Annotated in this window: 18 protein-coding genes and 3 pseudogenes; 8 read left to right on the top strand and 13 right to left on the bottom strand. The window is 60.3% G+C overall.

Annotated features, from left to right (window positions below; all coding sequences use genetic code 11):
• Positions 1 to 284: 284 nt before the first annotated feature.
• The 7 genes and pseudogenes from PQR53_RS18110 (at position 285) to PQR53_RS18080 (ending at position 10,370) form a co-directional block, all read left to right on the top strand.
• On the top strand, positions 285 to 3,455 hold the full coding sequence (locus tag PQR53_RS18110) for an efflux RND transporter permease subunit (protein WP_408456402.1): 3,171 nt from the start codon (positions 285 to 287) through the stop codon (positions 3,453 to 3,455).
• On the top strand, positions 3,452 to 4,729 hold the full coding sequence (locus PQR53_RS18105; protein WP_408456399.1) for an efflux RND transporter periplasmic adaptor subunit: 1,278 nt from the start codon (positions 3,452 to 3,454) through the stop codon (positions 4,727 to 4,729). The genes PQR53_RS18110 and PQR53_RS18105 overlap by 4 nt, the downstream gene beginning before the upstream one ends.
• A complete protein-coding gene (locus tag PQR53_RS18100) occupies positions 4,726 to 6,243 on the top strand; it encodes an efflux transporter outer membrane subunit (protein ID WP_408456397.1) in 1,518 nt (505 codons plus the stop codon). Before PQR53_RS18105 ends, PQR53_RS18100 begins: the two co-directional genes overlap by 4 nt.
• A gap of 145 nt (positions 6,244 to 6,388) precedes the next feature.
• Positions 6,389 to 6,709, top strand: coding sequence for a cupin domain-containing protein (locus tag PQR53_RS18095; protein WP_408456395.1), 321 nt, complete (start codon positions 6,389 to 6,391; stop codon positions 6,707 to 6,709).
• A gap of 314 nt (positions 6,710 to 7,023) precedes the next feature.
• Positions 7,024 to 7,281 (top strand): annotated as a pseudogene (locus tag PQR53_RS18090) (MFS transporter); the annotation flags it as partial.
• A gap of 197 nt (positions 7,282 to 7,478) precedes the next feature.
• Positions 7,479 to 8,120, top strand: a complete 642-nt coding sequence (locus PQR53_RS18085) for a glutathione S-transferase family protein (protein ID WP_408456392.1) — start codon at positions 7,479 to 7,481, stop codon at positions 8,118 to 8,120.
• A gap of 1,071 nt (positions 8,121 to 9,191) precedes the next feature.
• Positions 9,192 to 10,370, top strand: coding sequence for a porin (locus tag PQR53_RS18080; RefSeq protein ID WP_408456391.1), 1,179 nt, complete (start codon positions 9,192 to 9,194; stop codon positions 10,368 to 10,370).
• 270 nt (positions 10,371 to 10,640) lie between these two features.
• On the opposite strand, the pseudogene PQR53_RS18075 reads toward PQR53_RS18080, so the two are convergent.
• Both PQR53_RS18075 and PQR53_RS18070 read right to left on the bottom strand, forming a co-directional pair.
• A pseudogene (locus tag PQR53_RS18075) lies at positions 10,641 to 10,769 on the bottom strand (IS6 family transposase); the annotation flags it as partial.
• A 70-nt stretch (positions 10,770 to 10,839) separates the two neighbouring features.
• Positions 10,840 to 11,022: pseudogene (locus PQR53_RS18070) on the bottom strand (DUF4158 domain-containing protein); the annotation flags it as partial.
• Between the two features lie 311 nt (positions 11,023 to 11,333).
• Between PQR53_RS18070 and PQR53_RS18065 the strand changes: the two are divergent.
• Positions 11,334 to 12,842, top strand: coding sequence for an alkaline phosphatase family protein (locus PQR53_RS18065; protein ID WP_408456929.1), 1,509 nt, complete (start codon positions 11,334 to 11,336; stop codon positions 12,840 to 12,842).
• Between the two features lie 344 nt (positions 12,843 to 13,186).
• Here the strand turns inward: PQR53_RS18065 and PQR53_RS18060 are convergent, their stop codons facing one another.
• The 11 genes from PQR53_RS18060 to PQR53_RS18010 all read right to left on the bottom strand — a co-directional run bounded on the left by PQR53_RS18060 (position 13,187) and on the right by PQR53_RS18010 (position 25,810).
• Positions 13,187 to 13,621, bottom strand: a complete 435-nt coding sequence (locus PQR53_RS18060; protein WP_408456389.1) for a PaaI family thioesterase — start codon at positions 13,619 to 13,621, stop codon at positions 13,187 to 13,189.
• Between the two features lie 583 nt (positions 13,622 to 14,204).
• Positions 14,205 to 15,581 carry an MFS transporter gene (locus PQR53_RS18055; protein WP_408456386.1) on the bottom strand — a complete coding sequence of 459 codons (1,377 nt, stop codon included), beginning with the start codon at positions 15,579 to 15,581 and terminating at the stop codon, positions 14,205 to 14,207.
• A gap of 78 nt (positions 15,582 to 15,659) precedes the next feature.
• Positions 15,660 to 16,895 carry a porin gene (locus tag PQR53_RS18050; RefSeq protein ID WP_408456383.1) on the bottom strand — a complete coding sequence of 412 codons (1,236 nt, stop codon included), beginning with the start codon at positions 16,893 to 16,895 and terminating at the stop codon, positions 15,660 to 15,662.
• Between the two features lie 138 nt (positions 16,896 to 17,033).
• Positions 17,034 to 18,560 carry a 3-hydroxyacyl-CoA dehydrogenase gene (locus PQR53_RS18045; RefSeq protein ID WP_408456380.1) on the bottom strand — a complete coding sequence of 509 codons (1,527 nt, stop codon included), beginning with the start codon at positions 18,558 to 18,560 and terminating at the stop codon, positions 17,034 to 17,036.
• Positions 18,561 to 18,620: 60 nt separating this feature from the next.
• Positions 18,621 to 19,292 carry a 3-hydroxyacyl-CoA dehydrogenase family protein gene (locus PQR53_RS18040; RefSeq protein ID WP_408456377.1) on the bottom strand — a complete coding sequence of 224 codons (672 nt, stop codon included), beginning with the start codon at positions 19,290 to 19,292 and terminating at the stop codon, positions 18,621 to 18,623.
• 1 nt (position 19,293) lies between these two features.
• On the bottom strand, positions 19,294 to 20,169 hold the full coding sequence (locus tag PQR53_RS18035; protein ID WP_408456374.1) for a 3-hydroxyacyl-CoA dehydrogenase family protein: 876 nt from the start codon (positions 20,167 to 20,169) through the stop codon (positions 19,294 to 19,296).
• A 39-nt stretch (positions 20,170 to 20,208) separates the two neighbouring features.
• Entirely contained in the window at positions 20,209 to 20,979 is a 771-nt protein-coding gene (locus tag PQR53_RS18030) for an enoyl-CoA hydratase/isomerase family protein (RefSeq protein WP_408456371.1), read from the bottom strand.
• Between the two features lie 11 nt (positions 20,980 to 20,990).
• Positions 20,991 to 21,770 (bottom strand): enoyl-CoA hydratase-related protein, encoded by a 780-nt coding sequence (locus PQR53_RS18025; RefSeq protein WP_408456368.1) that lies wholly within the window; start codon positions 21,768 to 21,770, stop codon positions 20,991 to 20,993.
• A gap of 11 nt (positions 21,771 to 21,781) precedes the next feature.
• Positions 21,782 to 23,011: a CaiB/BaiF CoA transferase family protein gene (locus PQR53_RS18020; protein ID WP_408456366.1), complete on the bottom strand. Its 1,230-nt coding sequence runs from the start codon at positions 23,009 to 23,011 to the stop codon at positions 21,782 to 21,784.
• A 111-nt stretch (positions 23,012 to 23,122) separates the two neighbouring features.
• The gene (locus tag PQR53_RS18015; RefSeq protein ID WP_408456363.1) at positions 23,123 to 24,460 is read right to left on the bottom strand and encodes an MFS transporter; all 1,338 of its coding nucleotides are present in this window, start codon (positions 24,458 to 24,460) and stop codon (positions 23,123 to 23,125) included.
• A gap of 84 nt (positions 24,461 to 24,544) precedes the next feature.
• Positions 24,545 to 25,810 (bottom strand): CaiB/BaiF CoA transferase family protein, encoded by a 1,266-nt coding sequence (locus tag PQR53_RS18010; protein ID WP_408456360.1) that lies wholly within the window; start codon positions 25,808 to 25,810, stop codon positions 24,545 to 24,547.
• Positions 25,811 to 25,855: the final 45 nt, after the last annotated feature.

Below are 25,855 nucleotides of genomic sequence, written 5' to 3'. Positions count from 1 at the left end.
GTGTCACGTAAAGATTGTGCGCAGGCAATGCGTGGCCATACGCTGACGGCAAGATTACTTTTTCGTCATCTACGCGACTGCAAATACGGTGTTGCCAATAGGGCGATTCACAAACCAGACCGGCCAGCGACACTGCGCAAAAACACTAACTAAATAAAAATTAATCTGAGTGGTGTTGTTCGATTATGCCGAGCCCGCGATCATGGCCTCTGCTTACACACCTCGTCGGTTCTCGCAGGATCAGGGCGCCGACGCAATGCTCATCCGACACAGACGCCTTTTACATGAACGCCATTGTCCTGGTTGCCTTGCGCCGCCCCCTCACCTTCGTGGTGATGAGTATCCTCATCATCCTGTTCGGCGCGATGGCCGTATTGAAAACGCCGACGGACATCTTTCCCGCCATCCGCATCCCGGTGATCGCGGTCGTGTGGAACTACAACGGACTGTCCCCGCAGGATATGTCCGGCCGCGTGGTCTACTACTACGAGCGCGCCTTGACCGCGACGGTGGCCAATGTCGAGCATATCGAGAGCCAGTCCCTGTACGGTGCCGGCATCGTGAAGATCTTCTTTCAGCCGGGCACCGACATCGCTGCCGCCCAGGCCCAGGTCGCATCCATCTCGCAGACCGTGCTGAAGCAAATGCCGGCGGGCATCACGCCGCCTCAAGTACTGGTCTACAACGCGTCCTCGGTCCCGGTGCTGGACCTTCAGGTCTCCGCACCGAACATGACGGCCGCGCAGGTGTACGACATGGCGTCCAACCTGGTGCGCCCACAACTGGTAGGCGTGCCGGGCGTCTCGATTCCGAATCCGTATGGCGGCGCGGCATTGAACGTCGAAATCGATCTGGACCAGACCAAGCTGCTGGCGCACGGCCTCTCGGCTTCGGACGTAGCGGCGGCGCTCAGCGCGCAGAACGTGGTCCTTCCTGCGGGCGATCAGAAGATCGGCGGACTCGACTTCATGGTTGAAACAAATTCGACGCCTCTCAATGTGCCGACGTTCAACAACATGCCGATCAAGACGGTCAACGGCGCGACGGTCTATCTGCGCGACGTCGCCTACGTGCATCGCGGGGCGCCACCGCAAACGAACGCGGTGCTGGTGAAAGGCAAACAGTCGGTGCTGATCCAGATCTTCAAGAGCGGCAACGCTTCGACACTCGCCGTGGTGGCAGGCATCAAGCAGGCGCTGCCGGGCATTATCCGGACGCTGCCGGCGGGCGTGAAGATCACGCCGCTCAACGACGCCTCGGGCTTCGTGCGCGATTCGGTGCAAGAGGTGGTTCAGGAGATGATCACGGCAGCGATCCTGACAGGGCTGACTGTGCTGCTCTTTCTCGGCAGTTGGCGTTCGACGTTGATCGTCGCGACATCGATTCCGCTCGCGATCCTGTCCTCGATCCTGGTACTGCACTACACCGGGCAGACGATCAATGTCATGACGCTTGGCGGATTGGCGCTCGCGGTCGGTATTCTGGTCGACGACGCGACCGTGATGATCGAAAACATCGATTCCCACCTCGAAGGGGGTGCCGAGCTGGAGCAGGGAATCATTACGGCGGCCAACCAGATCGTTGTGCCGACGTTCGTCGCGACGCTGTGCATCTGTATCGTCTGGCTGCCGCTATTCCAGTTGGACGGCATCTCGGGGTATCTGTTCCGTCCACTTGCCGAAGCCATCATCTTCGCGATGATCGCTTCGTTCATCCTCTCGCGCACGCTGGTGCCGACGATGGCCGCATGGCTGCTGCGCGGCCAGGTGAAATCTCACGGGCACGGGCATGAACACGGCGCCAATGCAGGTTTCTTCACCCGGTTTCAGCGCCGCTTCGAGCAGGGTTTCATGCACTTTCGCGAGCAATACCGGAATGTGCTGACCTCCGCCGTGCTGCATCGCAAGCGCTTCATCCTATGCTTCGTTACCTTTGCGGTCGCGTCGATGAGTCTGCTCGCTTTCCTCGGCCGTGACTTTTTCCCAAGCATCAAGTCGGGCGAAATCGATATGCACATGCGTGCACCGATCGGTACGCGGCTTGAAGATGCATCGAAGATCGCGGTGCTCGCCAATGGCGAAATCCGGAAGATTCTGCCGGGCCAGGTCTCCAATCTGGTCGATAACTGCGGCCTGCCCTCCAGCAGCCTCAACCTGGCCTATACCTCTGACGGCACGATCGGTCCGCAGGATTGCGACATAACGATCACGCTGAAGAACGAACAGTCGCCTGTGGACGACTATCGGTTCAAGCTGCGCCGCGAACTGCCAAAGCTGTTTCCCGGCACGACGTTTAGCTTCCTGCCCGGCGACATCACGGCCAAGATCCTGAACTTCGGCCTGCCCGCGCCAATCGATGTGCAGATCTCGGGCCGCGGACAAACGCAGAACATGGCCTTCGCGCAGACGCTTGCTGCACGCATCCGCAAGATTCCAGGCGCCGCCGACGTCAACATTCAACAGGCGTTCAACGAACCGACGATCAAGGTTACCGCGGATCGTTCGCTTGCCTCCGGTATGAACCTGTCCGAAGCCAACATCGCGAACAACGCGCTTGCGACGCTGTCCGGCAGCGGACAGACGGCGCCGACGTACTGGCTCGACACGACCAACGGCGTCTCGCACCTCGTCAACATGGAGACGCCGCAAGACCAGCTCACATCAATGAACGACCTTGAGACGATTCCGATCGATGGAGGCAACGGCGGCAAGGCAGGTGGACCGCAGCCGCAATTGCTGGGCGCACTCGGCACCGTCACGCAAACGGGCACGCCGCTGCTGGTCTCTCACTACAGCATCCTCCCGTCGATTGATATCTACGTCAGCAACCAGGGGCGCGACCTCGGCGCTGTCTACGATCAGGTCGAACAGGTCGTGAAGGAGATGAATTCGCAGGTACCGCATGGCGCGAGCGTGCACGTGCGCGGCGAGGCTACGACGATGAACAGCGCGTACGTGCAACTTCTGGGGGGCCTGGCGCTTTCCGTGCTGCTGGTTTATCTCGTGATCGTCGTCAATTTCCAGTCATGGCTCGACCCTTTCATCATCATCACGGCATTGCCAGGGGCGCTCGCCGGCATTGTCTGGAGCCTCTTTCTCACCCATACGACCGGTTCAGTGCCTGCGTTGACGGGCGCCATCATGTGCATGGGCACGGCGACGGCCAACTCGATCCTTGTCGTGTCGTACGCCCGTGAGCGCCTCGCGGAACACGGTGATGCGATCGCCGCGGCTATCGAAGCCGGCTACGCCCGTATCCGGCCGGTTCTGATGACTGCCCTCGCCATGATCATCGGCATGCTCCCGATGTCCATGAGCAATACTCAAAACGCACCGCTCGGACGCGCGGTCATTGGCGGGCTGCTCGTCGCGACGTTCGCCACTTTGCTCTTTGTTCCCTGCGTGTTCGCGATGATGCATCGCAACGACAAAAATGCCACGGAGTCTCATGTATGAACGTAAATCGCGAAGTTGCGGCCCCGAGCCGAATTCGACCCAAATGGACCGCCGCGATCGCCGCCCTTGTGCTTGCCGGGCTTGTTGTCCACGGCATCGTCGAGCGCCACGCCAATGTCACCGATCTTGAATCGGTCGCCGACGAGGAGTCCGTACCGCAGGTTCAGGTGATGGCGCCTATGTCAGGGCCCGCCACGCGAACGGTCACGCTGCCCGGCAACATCAAGGCCTGGTACACCGCCCCGATCTATGCGCAGGTTTCCGGCTACGTGCACAAGTGGTACGTGGATTACGGCGCGTCCGTCAAGGCCGGTACGTTACTCGCCACAATTGACGCGCCTACCGTCGACGAGCAGTACCAGACGGCGGTCGCGAATCTCGACGTGGCGAAAACCAACGGCACGCTTGCCGATGTGACGGCGAAACGCTGGAAGGCGCTTGCGGGTACGGAAGCTGTCGCGCAGGAGGAGGTGGACGTGAAAGTCGCGGATGCCGCGGCGAAGCAGGCTCAAGTGCTGGCAGCCCAGCATGACCTCGCGCGCTACCACGCGCTGGAGGGGTTCAAGAATATCGTGGCGCCTTTCGACGGCGTCGTCACCTCGCGCGACACGGACGTAGGCAACTATGTGAACGCCGCCGGCGGTGACGTCAGTTCCCGGGGGACGGCGGATGAGCTGTTCTCGGTAGCGGATATACACAAGATGCGACTCTTCGTTTCCGTGCCGCAGGACTATGCGGACATGCTGAAGCAGGGCCTCGAGGCGACCTTCACGCTGGCCCAGTATCCGGGCCGCGAGTTCAAGGCGACGCTCCTGACCACCGCCAATGCGTTCAATCCGCAGACGCGAACCGTCGTCACGGAACTGGTGGCTGACAATCCGGATCATCTGCTCTGGCCAGGCACCTATGCGACGGTTCGGTTTGTCGTGCCCACCGACCAGAGCGTGCTCGTCGTGCCCGAACAGGCGCTGCTGTTCCGCGACCAGGGCATGCAACTGGCGGTCATCGATTCGGATAACAGGGTGCACCTCCAGAACGTCAAGCTCGGGCTGAATCTTGGCCAGAACGTTCAGGTGCTCTCTGGCCTGAAACCCGCGGATCGCTTCATCGCCAATCCTTCCGCGGGCACCCTCGAGGGCGAGAAAGTACAAATCGTCAGCGGCGTACCGGGCGTCGCGCCGGAAGCGGAAGTCCGAACTGCGGCAGCTGAGCCGGCGCATTCAGGCGGGAATCCGCAAGGCAACGTCGCAGCTGCCACGAGCGAGCCGAAATGATGCGTTACTTCAATCCTCGTTGCCGTCTTGCCGTCGCCACGGTCCTGATGCTGCTCGGTCCGCTTGCCGGATGCAGTCTTGCGCCGGCCTATGCGCCGCCGCACATGGCGCTGCCCGCCAGTTACAAAGGAACGGGCCCCTTCGCGCTCGCGAATCCGGAAGCGCAGCTCACGCAGGGTGATTGGTGGACCATGTTCGGCGATGAACAACTCAATCATCTGGAAGCAAGCCTGAATGCCGCCAATCCGAACCTTCAGGCGGCTGAAGAGACCTATACCCAGGCGCGCGACATCGTGGGCGAGGCCCGCTCGCAGCTGTTTCCGCAGTTGAGCGCCCAAACGTATGGATCGCAGAACCGCCAATCCGAGCACCGACTGTTCCGCGTCGGTGGATCCGGGCCGAGTGAGGAAGCTTCGCTCGGCTACCAGGCGGCCCTGTCGTGGGAGCCGGATTTCTGGGGCGAGATTCGGAATCGGACCAACTATGCGAAGGCCGATGCCCAGGCCACTGCCGCGATGGTGGCATCAGCACGATTGAGCCTCGAAATCGAACTGGCCAATGACTATATGGCGCTGCGTGGGCTCGACTCGCAGCATGCGGTCTATACGAAAACGCTTGCCTATTACGACGAAGCGCTCAAGATCACGAAGCTGCGTTTTGCGGGGAAGATTGCGGCAGGTCTCGACGTCGAGCGGGCTCAGAACCAACTCTCCTCGGCACAGGCGGCCGATACCGACATCGAGGCGCAGCGCGGCGTGCTCGAACACGCGATCGCCGTGCTCGCAGGCGAAAACCCGTCGACGTTCAGCCTGCCCGCCGAACAATTGGGATCCCTGGCGATTCCCAGGATTCCGGTGGGCGTGCCCTCCGCCCTGCTGCAACGGCGCCCCGATATCGCACAGTCCGAGCGGCAAATGGCGGCGCAAAACGCGGCGATCGGCATCGCGCGCGCGGCGTTCTATCCGAACATTCAGTTGAGCGCCAATGCGGGATTCCAGGACGATGCCTTCGGCGGCCTCGCTTCCCTGTCCAACAGCCTCTGGTCGATCGGCGCATCGGCCATGCTGCCGCTGTTCGAGGGTGGCCTGCGCAGAGCGGAGGAACAGCAGAGCAAGTCGGCGTTCGCGCAGGCCGCAGACAATTACCGCGCGACTGCGCTACAAGCGTTTCGCGAGGTCGAAGACCAGCTCTTGCTGACGAACAGTCTTGTCACGGAGAACACCCAGCAGCAAGATGCGCTCAAGGCCGCGCTCAAGGTGCAGGACCTCGCGCTGCGCCTCTATACCAACGGTCTGGACAACTACCTCAGTGTGACGGTCGCGCAGGCTGCCGCACTGAGCAGCGAGCTTGCGAGCGTTCAGGTGCAGACCCGCCAACTACAGGCAGCTGTCGGGCTGATTGGCGCAGTGGGCGGCAGCTGGAGCACGGCGGATCTGCCGACCTCGAAACAGACGATCCCCTTCAATCCGATTGCGCTTCACCACTCGCCAGGTGACGTTGGCGAACCGGATTGAGGATGCGGCCTGAGCGGCTTTGACTGGTCCGTAAAAGCCGCGCCCCAAAACCATATAGATTAAGCATCCTGATTATCTATACCCACTACGCAATAACTCGAATCAACTTATCGATCGCGCTTTGATCACAGGCAAAGGATTCACGATGACTGATCTGTCTAAATGCGAAGTTCTGGCAGGCGCTACTGCATCGGCGGCCGCCCTCGGCGTGGCCGCCACCGCCAAAACAGTTTCGTCCGGCAAGCCGGAGCGGCCGCCCGGAGGACAGATCAACGCGCACAAGCGCTATCAGAACGGCGGATGGGCAGGTGAAGTGACGCAGGGCGACTTTGCGATTCTGGAAGACATCTCGAGCGTCAGCATGCGTCTCGCGGCCAACGGCGTGCGCGAGATGCTCTGGCACCAGCAGGCCAAGTGGGCGATCACGGTGGACGGAAAGGCTGTGTCACGTTCGCGAGGCGGATGAAACGTATTGATGATCCGCTCGCCGGCCGTGCCATCGAAAATCACTTGCGCCGAATGAACGTCGTCGAGCATGCCGTCCGCACCCGCTCGACGCTGCGCGCGGACGTGATGATCTGGTCGATTGCCCTATCCGGATCATCGGGAACATGCGATTCCAAGCCAGGTTGCCGCAATATCGCCGACATGGCCGTTCCAGCCGGCGGCATGGAGCACGGCGGGAAGCGGCACGGAAGGCACACTGCTCGCGTTCCAGGCAGCGGCCGGCGAACGCAGCGTCATTGCCGTCGAATCGCCGACCAGTCCACGGTTGCTGGATATCCGCGCATGCCCGAGCATCAACTGGGCTGGCTGTGGCGTCTGACACTCGGCTTCGGCGCGATGCCCGCCATCGTGATCATTCTGGTGCGCAGCCGCTATATCAGCGAATCTCCAGTCTAGGCAGCGAATCAAAGCGATCTCGAAGGGGCCGCGCGTACTCTGAAGCGCTCGTACGGTGTCGATGCGGTGGTCGAGGCGAGTGCTGTGCCGGTCAAGGCGCCGCGCGCCGCCTCGTGGCGCAACTATGGCGTGCTCAGGGTCGTTTTTCTCAGCGGTGATTTGAAAAAGCAGAGCAGCGACTTTTTCAACGGCACCGGCCATTAGCCGTCACTCGACGTTGCGGCCGGGATCGGCGACAATCCGGAGAACGATGGGGCGCTTTCCGGTGGCCGCGGGTTACGCCTCCACATCACGTTTCTCCACGCGTTCCGTGCGCGTTTCAAGGAAGCTCCATGCTGAAAATCCATCACCTCGGTCACTCCCAATCAGAACGGATCGTCTGGCTTTGTGAAGAACTGGGCGTTTCTTACGAGCTCAAGAAATACACGCGCGACCCGGTCACTCGTCTATCGCCGCCGGATCTGAAGGCACTGCATCCGCTCGGCGCGGCGCCCCTCATTGAGGTCGACGGGCTGTTGCTCGCCGAGTCGGCCGCTATCGTTGAATTCATCCTCGCCCGACATGGTCGCGGACGTTTGCGGCATGGGCCGAACCATGCCGATTTCGCGTCGTATCTTTACTGGTTCCATTTTGCCAACGGCAACCTTCAGCCGGTGATGGGCCGATCGATGATCGTGGAACGGTGCGGGTTGGCACCGGATCATCCCGTTCAAACCTCGGTGCAGGAACGACTGGACAAAGCGCTCGCGCTGGTCGAAGCGCGGCTGGCGCAGAACGACTATCTCGCCGGAAGCGAATTCACCGCAGCCGACATCATGAGCGTCTTCTCACTGACCACGATGCGCCTGTTCCATCCGGTTGATCTCGCACCTTATCCCAACATACGTGCGTATCTTGGGCGCATCGGCGCGCGAGCCGCTTATCAGCGAGCTATGGCCAAAGGCGACCCGGACTTGACTCCAATGTTGACCTAAGCGCGAGTCGACACTCGCTCACCATTGATTCTCACCTTCGTGAGCGAAAGAATTTTCCCGGCCGGATCGCGAAAGCAATCCCTCGAATTACATGACGATAAATTCGACCGCTAGCCGGGCACAATTCGGCCAGGCACGGCTGGTCGACTCCTATGCGGTGGTGCTTTAGGCGCTGATATCGATAACAGAACCGACCGCTGTCGTACCGGACCCGGTGGTGGGTTGCGATGAGAATGGGGCAACCGAAATGCCCACGCTCTCGAACTATACCGAGTTTCCCCGCTGCACGGACAGGTCGGCCTCCCTATGCCGACCTTTGCAACCAGTGCGCGCCTCGACTCGTTTTCGACGAGTGACATGGCACGTTCGAGTGGACCCAGTGATTACTTCGCTTCGCCCTAACGCCGAGCGCATCTTCCACTCCGCCGTCCGCTCTGTCATCCCAACGCCGCCGTCATTACCTTGATTCGATGCTCATAGCCGTCAACGACGGCGGAGCGGGTTAGTTCAAAGAATTTTTAGCGAAGCCGACGCGGAGTTCGTGCCGCGCCTCTGACCATCCACGTGAGCCGCGTCCGCTTCGCTAAGACGCCTCTGTCATAGGGGGCCGCGGTTCTCCACGACTCGCCGAGACACCGGCCATAGATCGCCGCGTCCGACCCACGCCTCACGGCGATCACTAAGCGCGCCTTCACCGCGCCCTACGCGCATTCGATAAAGCCGAATAAACGGTGAAACCGTGAGACGCACAATGTTACGAATAACCTTACTAATCATTTTCTGTTTCAGGCGTATTTATATTTTTGTAATCTTGGATTTAATTGCAAATGTGGCGGACACGAGACAGGAGACCGTGCAATGCAGCGCCGTATCTTCTGCGTCTCGTTGTGCCAACGTGCGTCAGCCCCGCTTCTCGATCGATTGCTAAACATTCATGACACTTTGTTCAGGTTTCTGAAACTGTGCCTTCCAGCTGTGGCGCATCGACCAAAATTTATACTCCGCACGTTTTTGCATTGGCGATCATGAATCGCCTGTTAGGGAACGACTTACGTTATCGGGGTATCTGAAATGAAGTTGAAGAATCTGGCCATTGCATGCGCCATGCTTTTGACAGGGGTAGCACATGCGCAAAGCAGCGTGACGCTTTACGGCATCATCGACACGAGCGTGGTCTATGCGAACAACGCGAAAACCGGCACCGGCCAAGGTGCCAGTCAATTTCTGCTGACCTCTGGAAGCCTAAGTACCTCGCGCTGGGGCTTGCGCGGCAATGAGGATCTCGGCGGCGGTCTGCACGCCGTGTTCGACTTGGAGAACGGCTTCACGGTGAACAATGGCGCGCTGAAAAATTCAACAGCCGCGCAAACGGACCTGTTCGGCCGCCAGGCGTGGGTTGGTCTCAGTTCCAACCAGTACGGAATGCTTACGCTGGGCCGTCAATACGATTTCATTGTCGACTACGTCGCACCGAATAGCGGGACGGGATCCGGTTTCGGCGGCAATCTTGCCTCCCACCCGTACGACAATGACAACTTGGACAACGACTTGCGTCTGAACAATTCTGTCAAGTTCAGCAGCATCTCGTACGGCGGCTTCAAGGCCGGCGCGATGTATGCGTTCTCCAACATGGCGGGCGAAGGCGGGGACAACAACGCATACAGCTTGGGCGCCAGCTATTCCAACGGTCCGATCAATATTGGGGCCGCATATCTTCAACTCAACCGTAACGCGGCATCGCCGAACGCGGCAGGCGCGTCGAGCATAAACGACGGCGACCAACTGGCGGGGGGCGGCGACCAACAAATCTGGGGCGCCAGTGCTCAGTACAAGTTCGGCGACAAGTCTTCCGTCGGTCTCGTCTACACCCATTCCGTTACCTACGACATCAGCTCGCTTTTCGGCGCCAGCAACACCATCTCGGGCCAGTCGATGAAATTCGACAACTTCGAAATCAACGGTCGCTATTTTGTGCGGCCCGATTTTAGCTTCGGTGCGTCCTACACGTACACCATGGGTGCGTTTTCGGGCGGATCAACCGGACGTGCGGCCGACCCGCATTGGAACAATTTTGTGGTTCAGGCCGATTACCAGCTTTCGGCTCGCACCGAAATGTACGCGCAAGCGGTCTATCAGCTCGTCGGCGGCGGCAATGGCAACTCTATATTTAACGCTGGCGTCTACGGTATGACGCAGTCTTCGACTAACAAGCAGTTAGTCGCGGCGATCGGCTTGCGTCACCGGTTCTAAACGCTGATTTCGAGCTGTCCCTCCTGGCACTTCACACGACTTGAAGGACGCCGCCAGGCGTCTTTCAAATCCCGGTGATAAGCCCGAGTGGGCTTACTGTCCCGTATAGCCGATCGGCGAGCTGGCGAATTGCATTGGCGTATTCGTCCCCGTTCGGGATCATCGGCCGCCGATTCTATTTGCGTGTTAAGTCCGTTGCGTCTATTGCCTTTTTCGGTTTTGTCGCGATAAGACTCGAGGAGCAAATTATTTCGCTATGCGAAGCAGTGCTTATTTTACCAAGTCGTAGAATTGGTCAGCGGCAGACGGATGGATTCGGCGAGAGCACTTCATTTGTCCCTTGACGATCATATGTATGAGTTCGATTCCGCCGAGAAGAATCCGGGCGCAGCGAAAAGACGCGTTTCGTAGAGAGTGCGTAGCGTTCCAAGGTCTGGCGGCTCGATCCCGAGGTGCTTGCCCAGGTGTCTGCACAGGATCGGGGGACATACTGGTAAGCATCGAGCGTGGCGCCCGTCATCCGCACGAAGTCGAAATGCAACGGGAGCGCGAGCCGGTACAGAGGACCACGGCGCGCGTTGATCAATGCCCGCTCTTTTGACGAGAAGGTGAAGAACGTGGCGAGTTCAAACTCGCTGAGATTGCGCGGCATACGCCGCATGCCCAGATAAGCCAGTCGCCAGTGTTCCATCGTTAAACACTTCTTCGGTTCCCTCACCGACACAGATTCCCAACGATTCAGAGCCATTTTTATTCCATTCACACAGTATTTTTATTTGCGTCACCGCCGGGCATTTGTTACCCACGCGTCAGATGGCTGTCATTTTTCGGCTAGAAAATCAGCGCTTTTGGTATGAGACGACGTTCACGGGATACGTCGGTTGCGTCGCTGACGGCGCAATTAATAGCGTTGTGTTCGTGGCGCAATCGTCTCGTACTCCATTTCATGCAAAGGAGTTCAAATTGAACAGCGGTGAAAAAAACAAGAGTGGAATCGACCGTCGCACTTTCCTTGCCGGCCTCGCCGCAGGCACGGGTGCACTTGCGCTGTCGGCATGCGGAGGGGCCTCCGACGGCGGCAGCAGCGCGACAGTCGGTCAGGCCGGAAGCACCACTGCGAGTACCGGCAGCACATCGGCAAATGAGATTCCCTCACCTGGCGGCACGAACCGCTATACGTTACCGCGCCCGGTACTGCCCGATCCGACGACTTCGGGCATCGACCACATCGTGCTCGTAACGATGGAGAACCGTTCGTTCGATCACTTCATGAGCTGGGTGCCGGGCGCAGAGGGAATGCCGCCGAACCAATTGTTCACCGACAACTTCGCACAGCAGCACGCGCCTTTCCTATTGTCCGCCAATCCCGACTACGGCTTCCAGGCATGCAATTTTGCGGATCCTAACCATAGCTTTGCCGGTGGGCGGATCCACCTTGCCAATGGTGCGATGAACGGCTTCCTGTTGTCGACTGCGACGAGCCAAACGCAAGGTGACTTACTGCCGATCGGCTTCTATCAGGCTGCCGACCTCGACTTCTTTCGAGGAGTAGCAAGCCAATATACGGTTTCCGATTTCTACTTCAGTGGCATCCTGTCCGAGACGTTCCCCAACCGCATCTATCTGCATGCGGGCGCAACGGATCGGCTTAGCAACACGACGACCATCTCGACGTTGCCGACGATCTGGGACAAGCTGGCCGCCAAGAATGTCAGCGCCACCTATTTTTATCACGACACGCCGTTCACCGCGCTCTTCGGGAACCGCTACACGGGCATATCCCAGATGTTCCCGCAGTTTCTGACGCAGGCCGCGAACGGTACACTGCCCTCGTTCTGCATGATCGATCCGATCTTCTCCGGCGAAGCGCAGGGCGTCTCGGCAGACGATCATCCGCACGCGGACATTCGCAACGGCGAAGCCCTGCTCGGTCAGATCTACGACGCACTGCGGACCGGGCCGAACTGGGACCGAACACTGATGATTGTCGTCTATGATGAATGGGGCGGCTTCCACGACCACGTGGTCCCCCCGACGCGTCCCATGAGCGACGCGGAAATGACGCTTGGAAACGACGGAAAGCTGGGTTTTCGCGTGCCTTGCGTATTGCTCGGCCCGCGTGTTCCAGCGGCGACCGTGACGCGCTTTCCGTTTGACCCGAGTTCCATTCACCAACTGATTCAATGGCGCTTTGGCATCGACCCGCTCGGCGTACGCGGCAATGCTCCCGGCACGTTCAATCTTGCGTACGCTCTGGATTTCACTCATCCGGCGCGTACTGACGCGCCGGCGATTCCGGTCGCCCCGGGACCGTTCGGCAGCGCATGTCCGATACCGGTGCCTGCAGCGCCGGCCAGCGGAGCGTCGGGAGCCGTTACGGCGGCGACCATGGCTGCCGAAATATCGAACGAGATACCGCGATTCACCGATGTGCGTGAACTCGCCGATACCTTCGGATTCCCGAGACCCTAGTTTATCCACACCCGTGGACCGGTTATTGCCGATCCGCGGGGCGCTGTCAGGTTGATGGTGAGGCGGCGGCAAAATGAGGCGATGATGAAAACGAAATCGCTTTATCACAGTCACCGCTTCACGACCGTCATCATCAGCATCCGAGCCTGCGGTCACCAGACAAGTTCCGCACCATTCACCGGAACGCTCGCCGACGGCGCGCTTGCTGTCGCTACAGGGGTCGTAGTGACCGTTTCGTTTGCCGCGCTACGTCACGGCTTGCATCGGGGCGTACAAACCGCCCGCGGAGCGCTCTAAGTGCCTGAACGCCTGCTTGCCGGCGACCCGCGCGTCGGCCCAGGACCTCAGCCAGAAACCGCACCAGTGAAGTACGTGCCGCGCCCACTTGCGACAAGCACGTCCTCTCGATCATAAATCTCGACTGCCGCCGTCGAGATCGTTTTGCCGATATGTATGGGCGAGGCCACGGCCAGTAAGTCACCTGCCACGGCGCGCCTGTGATAGTCGACGTGCAGGTTGATGGTCGGAACCGCTCTGCCGATCCTCGCAGCCAGCGCATAATTTCCCGCCCCATCGATCAAGGTGGCGAGAATGCCGCCGTGTATCGACTGGCGCTCCGGGCTGGAGATCAGTTCCTCCCGCCATTGAATAGTGACTTTCACGAAGCTGGGGTCGACGGCGCTTACCGACATGCGAAGCCATTGATTCAATGGCGACCGATCGATAATCGTCTGCAGTTCAGTCGCATTTATATATGCGTCGCGAGCGAGCGGAACCATGCTTCAAATCCCGCCTGAATCGCCAGACCGCATGATTCGGAGCGGTGCACACATCGACAGGAATCGTCCTGCCTGGGCACCCGGTTGCACAGTCGGACCCGTCCACAGTTTGGCCAACTCCTCGAACAGCGCGCCTCCATGACTCCCACCTCCGCGTGGATCGAATCGTTGACGAAGGCGGGGGTTTTGATGTCGAGTTCCTTTCGAAGGAGGGGCCGCCCTGTGTTCGGAAACGTGGACTGAACCAGCGAACCCTCCGCGAAGCAGTCGACGAGTCCGTCCGGACCCGGCCCGTCCTTTGATCCCGGACTTTGTATGCGTGCACTCCATGTCAGTGAACAACACCTGCGTCAGATGCGTCACGCTCACGAATGCGCAGACGTCCGCGTCCTGAGTCGTTCGATTCAAGATTCTGAATTTCCAGCCTACAGGCAAGTTTTTGTGATGCAATATGATGCCGACTGTGTCGATATGGTTTTCCATCTCCCCCTCCTGAATGCTGCGACTGGACCTCACCTGTACCCACTCTCGCGGGAAGTTGGCATTAACGTCATGCCAGCTTCTTCAGCGCGTCAATGACTTATCATGGCATGCCGTCGGTCAGCAATGGACATGCGTCGCTGTTTTCCGCCGCCTCGCGGTGGTGCCTCGAACGAACGATTCCGAGCACGAACAAAGAGACAGTCGCGACAATCGCTGGCAGCATGAGCGTGAGAATGATCCCCCGAAGTTTCAGGCCCTCCGCCATCATGACGCCGCCCGCCATCGACCCGAGCGCGGCGCCGATTCTTCCAACCGCGTTCGCCCACGAGACACCGGTCGAGCGACTGCTCGTCGGGTAATAATTCGAAACGAGCGCGTATGCACCGATGTTTCCGCCGCTCACCAGGAAGCCCAGCGCGAATACCGATAACACGATCAGCGATTTGTGGGTTCCGGCGAACGCGCAAATCGCAATGCTCGGTATGGCCAGACAATACGACCACGCGAGAACACGTTGCGGATCGAATTTATCCATTTGCCGCCCGAGCCAGATACTGCCCAATGCGGCACCCACCTGATGCATCATCGATATCAACGCTGCCGCTTTCAGCGGTATGCCAGCACTCGAAAGCAGGACGGGCATCCAGCTAGTCAGCAAATAAATAATGAGCAGGCTGCTGAAGAATATCGTCCAGATGAGCATCGTTCCGGTCAACGCGCCTTCCGCGAAAAGCGCACCCACGGGCGAGCGCGGCATCGTTTCGCCCGCGCGCAGCAAGGGCACGTGGACGCCCGGCGCGGCAAGCCGCGACGCAATACAGGTTGCCCGCACATGGAATCTGGCGCCGTCTAGCAGAAGAAGATATCGGATGGATTCGGGCAGGCACGCCAGCAGAAATGGAACGAGTGCCAATGGCAAAGTGCCGCCCGCAACGAAAACGCCTCGCCATCCTGTGGTGTCAACAATTGCCGCCGTCAGCACCCCGCCCGCGGAAGCTCCGATTGTGAATCCGCAAAACATCAACGTCACGTAACTCGAGCGTTTCTTTGCCGGCGAATATTCAGCGGTCAGCGTGATCGCATTCGGCATCGCGCCGCCGAGACCAATCCCCGTGATGAAGCGCATCACAGTGAGGAAATGAATGTCGGGCGAAAACGCGGATGCAAGACTAGCGAGACCGAACAGCAAGACCGAGAAAACGAGCACGGTCTTGCGACCGAGGCGGTCTGCTGAGGGGCCCAGCAGCACGCCGCCCGCCATCGTTCCAAATAGGCCGGCGCCGAATACCGGCGAAAGCGCGACCGCGGAGAGTTGCCAGTGAGCGCGAATCGCCGGCCCAACAAATCCTATACACGCGGCGTCGAATCCGTCCAACGACGCGACAAGGAAGCAGAAAAAAATGATCCACCGCTGAAATGCCGATACCGGCTGGGCGTCGATGAACGCGTCGATGCTCTGTTGTGCGGATTCTTGCATAGCTGTCTCCTCACTCCTCCATCCTCTCGAGACCTCGTACGTGCGGCGCGAATTCACGCCGCACGCAACGGGAACGCCTTAGAAGCGCTGAACGATGCCAACGCGGCCGACGAACTGCCGGTTCGTGCTCGACGGCGTCATGAGGTCGATATTCGCGACTGCCGGCTGGCCCAGCGAATCGGTACCGGAAGCAACCTGATAGACACCGTAGAAATAGACCTCGGTCCGTTTCGAGAGAAAGTACTGCACCGAGAAAACGCCCTGATGATAGGTCGCCGATCCATTTCCTCCAGCGCCGCCGCCATGCGTGTAGCTGTAGCCTCCACCGATCTGGAGAGCGGACGTCGCGAAGTAGGAAACCGTTGCCGTCGCCGTATTGAAGACGGCGGTGCCACTGTAGTCGAACGGACTGGGACCGGCTTCCAGATCACCGAGGTTCTCGAATGCCGAATGACTGAACGATGCCGCCAGCGTCGTCTTGCCGAGCTTGTAACTCGCGCCCGCCGAATAGATTTCGAACGTATGCGCGGACGCATAGCCCGCGTAGATCGGGTTGGATTCGGGTGAGGTCGCCGAACCGAACGAGCCCATATTGTTCGTTCCCGCGCCGCCGGAATTCGGGTTGTCGCCGAAGGATGAGAGATTCGGATCGCGCGCGTTGAAATACCCCACCCCAACGGAGAACCCACCGGCCTCATAGCCCATGCCGAGCGCCCACACCTGTCCGCCGGTAAAATCGCCAGCCTTACCGCCGAGTGAATACAGGCCACCAAACGTCAGACCGCGATAGTTCTGGCTCAAGTACTTGATCGCGTTGTTGACGCGTCGCGTGTGGCCAAGACCGTCCACGTCGCCGGGTGTCGTGCCGGAAATCCCCGCAACGAGGAACGGCGAATAGTTCGACACGAAGTCGGCCTGCGAGTCGTACTGCCGCCCGAAGGTCATCGTGCCGAACGTGTCGCTCCTGAGTCCCACGAAAGCCTGACGGCCGAACATCGCTCCGCCCTGCCCGAGCGCGCCATTCGCAATGTTGAAACCATTCTCGATCGTGAAGATCGCCGAAAGTCCGCTGCCGAGATCCTCGGATCCTTTGAGGCCCCAGCGACTGCCATAACCTCGCGTCGAGCCGTCCGTCATGTTCACCAGCGACTTGCCTTCGAGAGCCCCATTCGCGCCTTTGCCCGTTTGGGCGCTGTTCGTATAGTTGATGCCGGTGTCGATCAATCCATAAAGCGTGACTGAACTCTGCGCGTGAGCTGCGTTCGCAGCCGCCAGCGTGATGATCTGACCAACCCAGAAGTGACACTTCTTCATGCTGTCTCCTTACTACATATGGTTTATATGGTGTACTAATATAACGACAGGTTTTTCCTGTATTGCTTTTGTTTAGCGACAAGAAGTGAATGCGCCCGATTCCCGCCGCGTGATGCCTTTACTTGAGTTCCTCCGCGCTCAGGTGTCCGCGCGCGTCAACGACGTCCCGAGTTGCGCGCGCCGCTTCAGCCAGGGCGAAGGGCGGTATCGCGGATCGCCAAGCGCGCCTTGCATATTGCTCAGGATCTCCATAATTCTGGCCGCCCCGATCGCGTCGCCTAGCGCCAGGGGGCCTTTCGGATATCCCAGCCCGAGCGTGACGGCACGATCGATGTCCTCCGGCGAGGCAATTCTCTGCTGCGCTATATCGCAGCCCACATTGACAATGCTCGCCACGATGCGCTGGGCCACGAATCCATTGGAATCGCGTATCGTCGTCACGGCTGCGCCGTCGTGTGCGAAGAGCGCTCGGGCCGCTTCAAGGAACCGCGCTTCTGTGACGGGCGTCGTCATCAGCGTGCGGCGCAAGCACTCGCCGACAGGAAGCAGGCAATCGAGCGCGACGACCCTCGTCGCGTCGAGTCCTTCTTCGATCGCGGCCGTCGTGGCGTCCTTGCCGAGTGGCGCCACGATAATCACCGCATGTTCCGACGGCCGATCACCTTTCTCCATCGTGATGCCGGCCGCCGAAATCAAACCGGCTATCTGCGTGCGCGCGATGGCATCGCGGGAACTCACCCAGACGCGCTCTGGAAGGTCCGCCGCGATTCCGGCTTCTGGCTGCGGTACGGGCTTGCCATCCACGTACTTGTAAAAGCCCTCACCGGTCTTTTTCCCAACCAGACCGCCGCTAAGGCGAATCGCCGTCAAAGGCGAAGGCCGGAATCGCGGCTCTTCATAGAATTGCTGATAGATCGACTCCATGACGGGATGCGAGACGTCGAGCGACGTGAGATCCATGAGCTCGAACGGTCCGAGCCTGAATCCGGCCTGCTCCCGCATGATGCGATCGATATCGGCGAAGTCCGCAATGCCTTCCCCGACGATGCGCAGCCCTTCCGTATTCATCGCGCGTCCGGCGTGATTGACGATAAAGCCAGGCATGTCTTTCGCGCGCACCGGCGTGTGGCCCAGCCGATGCGCGAGCTGAACCAGCCGGTCACCCGTCGAACGCGCGCCCCGCAGACCATCGACAACCTCGATGACCTTCATCAACGGCACGGGGTTGAAGAAATGAAACCCGGCGACGCGCTCGGGCTTCGAGCACGCAGCGGCGATCGCGGTAATGGAGAGCGACGACGTATTGGACGCAAGAATGCACGTGTCGCGCACCATTGCATCGAGCTGCTTGAAGAGCGCCCGCTTCGCTTCCAGATTCTCCGCGATAGCCTCGACGATGACATCGCAGCCTTTCAGTGCCTCGAGTGAGTCCGCGGGTATGATTCTCGCGACAGCTTCGGCCGCCGCGGCGGTGGTGATGCGGCCTTTTCCGGCAAGCATCGTGAGCGTGTCGCGCAAATGTCCGCGCGCCGTGTCGACCGCATCGCGATTGATGTCGGAGAGATGCACGTCAATGCCGGCCAGCGCGGAGATTTGCGCGATGCCACGGCCCATCGCGCCGGATCCGACAATGCCGAGCGCGTGCGTCATGAAATCTTCTTTCATCAGGTATGGTTCGGGTTTTCGAGTTCTGTCGTGCAACGCATGGCGGCGCAGGCTTGCCCGCTATGAATTGCCCCTCGCGGCGAGCCGCGCATTCGCGGCAAGTCGCGCCGGCGCGAACGACGGATCGCCCAGCGCTTCATAGAGCGCCTGCGAGGTGTCCGCGTGTTCCGCGAGACCGGTTCGATCGAGCAGCGCAAGCGGGCCTTCCGGGTAGCCCAGTCCCATTTTCAGTGTCGTATCGAGATCCTCGGCGGTGGCGAGCTTCTCGTCATAGCGGCGCAGCACGGCGTTGTAATAAGGGCGAATCAGGCGATTGACAATGCGGCCCGGAAAGTCGTTGCAGATGGCCACGACAAAGCCTGCATTCTCGAAAAGCGCCTTGAGCACCTGCAGTGCCGCCTCGTCATGCTCGCGCGGCACGACGAGCTCGATCAATTGCGTGGGTGCTGCCTTACCGAGCCGAAAGCGCGCGAAGCCGAACACCCGCTTCGATCCGCGTTGCGCGTCGAGCAACGCTTCGGCTTCATCCGTGTAAACGCCAAGACATTCGTCCTTCAGTTCGATCGCGACAATTGCGTCTGCGCAAAGGTTGGCACGATTGTCGACGTACTCCTTGCCGGCGCACGCGCCGAGATAGACCTGGCAATCGCCTTCGGCTGACGCGTTGTCGAGGAACGCATGGCGCTCGGGAAACGACCGGCTCGCGCCGGCCCATTTGATGCAATAACTCATCTCAGGCTCCAAACATCTTCGTGTCGGTGTACTGGTGGAATCCACGGCCCGTTTTTTTGCCGAGCCGGCCCGCCGCGATCATGCGCTTCACGAGCGGCGGGCACGCGGCCCGATCCTCGTTCGTCAAGCCGTGCATTGCCTCGCACAGCAGACGCTGGGTATCCATGCCAATCAGATCGAGCAATTCGAGCGGCCCCATCGGATAGCCCAGCGCCGTCTTGATGGCCTTGTCGATTTCCGCCGGTTCCGCAACGCCCGCTTCCACGAGACGGATCGCGTCGTTGTTATAGGGAATCAGAAAATAGTTGAGGATGAATCCCGGCGTATCCTTTGTTTTCACGGGCTTCTGGCCGAGTTGCCCGGTGAAGTCCCACGCGCGCCGCCAGGTGTCGTCACTCGTCGCAAGGCCGGGCGACATTTCGACCAGTTTCATCAATTGCGCGGGCAGGCAGAAATGCATGCCGACGAAGCGATCGGGCCGGCCCGAGCCGCCTGCGATTTCGGTAATGGAAATCGTCGAGGTATTCGAGGCGAAAATCGTCTCGGGCTTGCAGATCGCGTCGAGCGCGGAAAAAAGCTCGTGCTTGACAGACAAATCCTCGAACACCGCCTCGATGATCACGTCGCTCGACGCGAGGTCTTCCAGACGCGTGGTGGACGACCATCGCGCGAGAATCGATTCGACCTCTTCGGCGCTGAGCTTGCCGCGCGCCACAGATTTATTCAGAAACGCTTCGGTTTGCCGCCGGGCGCGATCGAGCGCATCGTGGCGCGTATCGAACACGATCGTGCGAAATCCCGCCCTTGCCGCCACGATGGCAATTCCGGTACCCATCGTGCCGCTACCCGCGACCGTTACCGTATTCACTTTTGTCACGTCTACTCCACCTAGGTTGTTTGCATGCTTTTTCCGGCTTCACCAATTCCTGAATGCCGGCTTGCGCTTTTCGATGAACGCACGCATGCCTTCGTCGGCGTCGTTGGTCTGGTACGCCAACGTCGAGAGGTCCGCTTCGATACGCAGCCCCTCTTCGAGTGCGGAATCGAATGCCCTTTGGACGGCCTGCTTCGCCAGCATCAGGGCGATCTTGCTGTGTCCCGTGAACTGGCGGCTGAACGCTTCGCCAATCTGATGAGGATCGCCCTCATCCACCACGCGGCTGACGAGGCCGATCCGCGCGGCTTCCTCAGCATCGATCGTTTTGCCCGACATGATGAGTTCCAGCGCACGCGCAGGACCGACGATGCGCGGCAGACGTTGCGTCCCGCCGTAGCCCGGAATCAAACCGAGCTTGATTTCCGGCAGGCCCATCTTCGCGGATGGTGTCGCCACGCGGAAGGTGCACGCTAGCGCAAGCTCGAGGCCGCCGCCAAATGCATAGCCCTTGAGGACGGCAATCGACGGGATCGACAGCTCATCGAGCTTGCAAAACACAGATTGCCCGAAGCTCGCTCCCTGTCGTTGCTCCACCAGACAGCGTGCGGTTAGCTCCTTGATATCCGCGCCCGCACAAAACGCCTTGTCCCCATGTCCCGAAACGACCAGCGCGGAAGCGCCGGACGCCTTGACTTCGTCGATCGCGCTGGATATTTCGCGCAGAACGCCAAAGCTGAGCGCGTTGAGCGCTTCCGGGCGATTCAGTGTGAGGAATGCGACGTCCTCACGGAATGAAAGTTCGACGCTCATGCCTCGCCCCTTCAATGACCGAATCGGCCCGCGTCGGGGGAACGACGCTCGGCGAACGACTGCGCGAGTTCATCCTGTTCTTCGCTGCCCATGTAGGCACGTAGCAGCAGATCGTGCGTCACTCGCGAAAGACCCGCGACGCCACCATGCCGCGCATTGAAAGCGCCTTTGATCGAGGCGAGCGCGAATGCGCCGCGCTCGGCGATTTCAAGCGCATATTCCTGCGTCGCGCTCTTCAGTTCACCATCCGGCACCACCTTGTTGATGAGACCCATTTCGAGCGCTTCACGCGCCGAGATCTTCTGGTTGCGATACCAGATTTCCTTCGCGCGCTTCTTGCCCACGAGATCTTCGAGGTACCACGTGCCGTACCCCGCGTCAAAGCTACCGACCATCGGTCCCACCTGGCGGAAGATCGCGCTTTCCTTTGCGATCGTGAGATCGCAAACGACTTGCAGCACGTTGCCCCCGCCGACCGCAAAGCCATTGACCGAAGCGATCACCGGCTTCTGCAGACGGTCGATGCTTTCGTACATTTCGAGCACCGGCAGCACGCCCGCATAGAGCTTCGAGTCCTGCATGCCGTCCTTGCGACCGCCCGTGCAGAAGAACTTCTCGCCCGCCCCGGTGAGCACGATGACGCGCGTGCGCGTCTCGCGGCGAATGTCGTTGATGCAATCGCGGACCTCATGACACATACGCTCGGTGAACATGTTGCCGTCGTCCGGGCGATTGAGCGTGATGGTCCCGATCGGGCCATCTTCTTCATACAGAATCTCTTCGTAAGCCATGGAAACCTCCATCAAATGATCTTTGCCGCGACGAGACGAGCAACTTCCTCTTCGGCCAGCCCGAGACGCTGCCGCAACACGCTTTGAGTGTCACGACCGAGTTCGGGCGGCGCTCGTCTGTGAACGTTGCTGATGCCGTCGAAGCGAATGCCCAGCCCCACTTGGGGAACGAGCCCGTCCGCACCCTCGACCGCGTAAAACATGCTCTTTTCGCGCAGCACTTCATCGGCGACGAGTTGTTCGACACGGTTGATCGGTCCGGAGGGAATCCTGTGTGATTCGAAAAGCGCAAGCCAGTGCGAGCGGGGACGCGCCAGCAGAATGCGGCTGACTTCGGTAACGATTTCTTCGCGGCGCTCCCTGCGTGCCGCGTTCGTGGCGAAACGCGCTTGCTGACCGTACGCGGGATCGCCAACCGCTTGCCAGAAGCGCCGCCAGATCGCATCGTTGCCGAGACCGAGCGTGATCGGCTCGTCCCCGGTGTCGAACACCTGGTAGACTGCGATGACGGAATCGCGCCCGCCTGATCGCGTCACCGCTTCGCCGCTCCCGAGCCAAGGCACGATGCGCGGCGACATGAAGCGGACCATGCTTTCCACCATCGACACGTCGATCGCCTTGCCGCTACCGGTACGCTGCCGTTCAATGATCGCCGCCAGGGTCGCGAGCGCGACGTCCTGCCCCGCGAGCAGGTCCGCCGCAGGCGTGCCGACTTTTTGCGGGCCGCTATCGGGCTCGCCGGTCAGATCCATCACACTCGAATAGCCTTCCGCAATGAGGTCGTAGCAGGGCAAGTCCGCGCGCGTGCCCGTGAGGCCGAAGCCCGTCAGCGAAACGTGGATCAGGCGCTCGTTGAGCGCTCGCAGCCTCATTTCATCGAGTCCCAGCTTCGCCTGCACGCCCGGGCCCATGTTGAGTACGATGACGTCGCTCTCCTCGACGAGCCGATCCACGATATTCCGTCCCTGCGGCTGGCGAATATCGAGGGTCATGCTTTCTTTGTTCCGGTTGACGCTCAGGAACCAGAGCGACTGCGTGCCCAGAAACGGCGGCCCCCAGGCCCGCGTGTCGTCACCCGCGCCGGGCTTCTCGATCTTCAGCACTTCCGCGCCCATGTCCGCGAGCAATTGGGTCGCGTAGGGGCCGGCGATGGAGGTCGTCAGGTCCAATACGCGAATGCCCTCCAGCATGCGCAAACCCCCTCCATCGCGTTGTACGGGGAGCAAATCGAATGGCTTCATAATCAGTTGTCTTAATTAAATATATTGCGGACGGATCGATATGAACTAATCGAACCCGCCGTTCCTGCGTTGTTGTGACGGCTGCCGCTACTGCTGCGTTCGCGGCCGGCGTCAGAGATCCAGAAGCAATGGACGATTCGCGGTCTCACGCATCAGGACGGAGGCGACGAACGCGATGCCCGTCGCGCTCATCACAAAGAACGCGGGTGATGCCGGGTTTCCGGTGCTGACCACGAGCCAGGTCGCGATATAGCCCGCCGAGCCACCGGCGAGAATCGAAGCGATGTTGTAGCCGAGCGCAAAGCCGCTGACACGCATCGAAGCAGGCAGTGTTTCCGCGAGCGTCGCAAGCAGATTCGCCAGATAGCACGCGGTGATTTGTCCGAGGACGAGCTGCACGGCGATGCCCACGACCGCGCCATGCGTGGCGAGAGTGAAAAGCGGATACGCGCTCACAACGAACAGCCCGTTAAGCAGAACCATGATCTTCTTGCGGCCGAAGCGGTCGGAAAGACGCGACCAGAACGGCATCGATACGGCCGCGAGCACGAGCGTCGCCGTGGTCGCCCATGCCGCTGTTTTCGCATCCACCACGTGCTGCGTCTGAAGCAGCGTGCTCAGATAGGTGAACACGGTCCAGTAGCTCGCGTTCGACGTCAAAGCCAGGGCGATCACCACGAGAACGGCAGTGGGCCTCGCCTTGAGCACGCCGAGCGCCGGCGCCCGCTTGATTTCCTTTTCCTTGGCGATTTCCTCGAACGCGACCGACTCCTCCATGCGCAGGCGCACGAACAATGCGATGAGACCGAGCGGCAGCGAAACGAGAAAAGGAATGCGCCAGCCCCACGTTGCGAAATCCGTCTCCACAACGAGAGCCCGCGTTAGCGCCACGGTGAACGACGCCAGTAGCGTGCCCGAGACCGTTCCCAGATTGACGAAGCCGGTGAGGTAGCCGCGCCGGTTGATCGGTGATTGCTCCGCCACATAGGAGGCAGCCGTGCCCAATTCACCGCCTGCGGAAAACGCCTGAATGCAACGCAAAAGCACGAGTACCACGGGCGCCGCCACGCCGAGCGCTTCGTATGACGGAATGAATCCGATGAGGACACTCGCAGCGACCATGCCCGCGACTGACAGCGTTAGCGCCTTGCGCCGACCCAGCCTGTCCGCGAGGTGGCCGATGACGATGCCACCGAACGGTCGCAGAAAGAACGACGCCGCAAAAATGGCGAACGTGGAGAGCAGGCCCGCAGTCGGATCGGACTTCGGAAAGAAGACCTGCGCGATGGTCGTCGCGAGAAAGGCGTAGATCGTGAAATCGTAATACTCGATCGCGGTGCCGATGCCCGCGCCGATGACAATGCGGCGCCGGCGCGCCGGATCGTGCGCGAGGCTCTCCTCGACCTCGCGCTCCGCTCTCGTATGAATCGAATCGTTCAAAGTACTCATGTCTTGTCTCCACCGTCCTCACATGACAACACCGTTGCCAGTATTCTTATCGGGCGCACCAGGCATCATGTGCGCCATGATCGGTCAAGCCAGTCCCGTCGAAGGGGCGGCCGATTCCATTGCTGTGACTTCGTTGCCTGCGGCAGGTCTGTACTCCACAACGCCGCTTTCGATCAACTGCTCAATTTCACGTGCGCTCATGCCCAGCTCGCCTTCGAGAATATCGAAGGTATGTTCGCCGAGCCTCGGGGCGGCTGGACCGACGACCGGCGGCGTCGCAGAAAACCGGAGGCCGGACGTCACCACGGGATACCGGCCGTACAGCGGATGCTCGACATAGGCAACCTGATCCAGATGCCGGACCTGCGGATCCTCGAAAACGGCATCCATCTTGTTGATCGGCGCGACCGGCGCGCCCGTCGCCGACAGAAGGTCCACCCAGTAGCTCGTCTTCTGGGTGCGCGTGATGGCGCTGATCATCCCGACGAGTTCCGGCTTGTGCACCACCCGGTCGCCGTTCGTGAGGAAGCGCGGATCGTCCTTCCATTCAGGTTTGCCCAGCGCGTCGCACGTTTTCCTGAACAGCTTGTCGTTGGGCGAGCCCATCAGCACCCAGCCATCTTCGGTCGGAAACGCCTGATACGGTGCCACGTTCGCGTGCCCCGAGCCCTGCGGCTTTGCGATGCTCCCACCGATGAGATATTCGCTTGCGACATTGATCAGTATGGCCAGCTCGGTGCTCAGCAAGGACGCATCGACGCGCTGCCCTTCGCCCGTCACGGTGCGGTGATGAAGCGCGGCCAGCACGCCGATGGCGGCATGCAGCCCGGTCGACACGTCGATCAGCGCCACGCCGGTTTTGACCGGCTCTCCGTCCGCGTTGCCGGTCACGCCCATCAATCCGCCAAGCGCGGAAATCATCAGGTCATAGCCGGGCCGCTCCTTGTACGGCCCGCTCTGGCCGAACGCGGAAATCGCGCAGTAGATCAGGCCGGGATTTGTCTTTTTCAGTTCTTCGTAACCGAGGCCGAGGCGATCCATCACGCCAGGTCGAAAACTCTCGACGATCACGTCCGCGTCGGCGACCAGCCGCTTGGCGACCTCTATGCCTTCCACGGTTTGCAGATCGATAGCGACGCTGCGCCGATTCCGGTTGAGCCCCAGAAAATAGGAGCTGACTTCGCCGACGAACGGCGGTCCCCAGCCGCGGCTGTCGTCGCCGGTTCCAGGCCGTTCGATCTTGATCACGTCCGCACCCAGATCGCCGAGTATCGACGTCGAGTACGGACCTGCCACCACGCGCGTGAAATCGATCACGCGCAATCCCTTCAAGCAAGTTTTCTGATTCATGGTGTTTTACCGAGTGTTTTGTGCTCTATCCAGATCCGGCAGCCG

Origin of the sequence: Paraburkholderia fungorum, from assembly GCF_046027605.1 — a bacterium.
GTDB lineage: Bacteria > Pseudomonadota > Gammaproteobacteria > Burkholderiales > Burkholderiaceae > Paraburkholderia > Paraburkholderia fungorum_F.
Note: the sequence above shows the minus strand (reverse complement) of the source record. Positions and strands in the feature narration are given on the sequence as shown.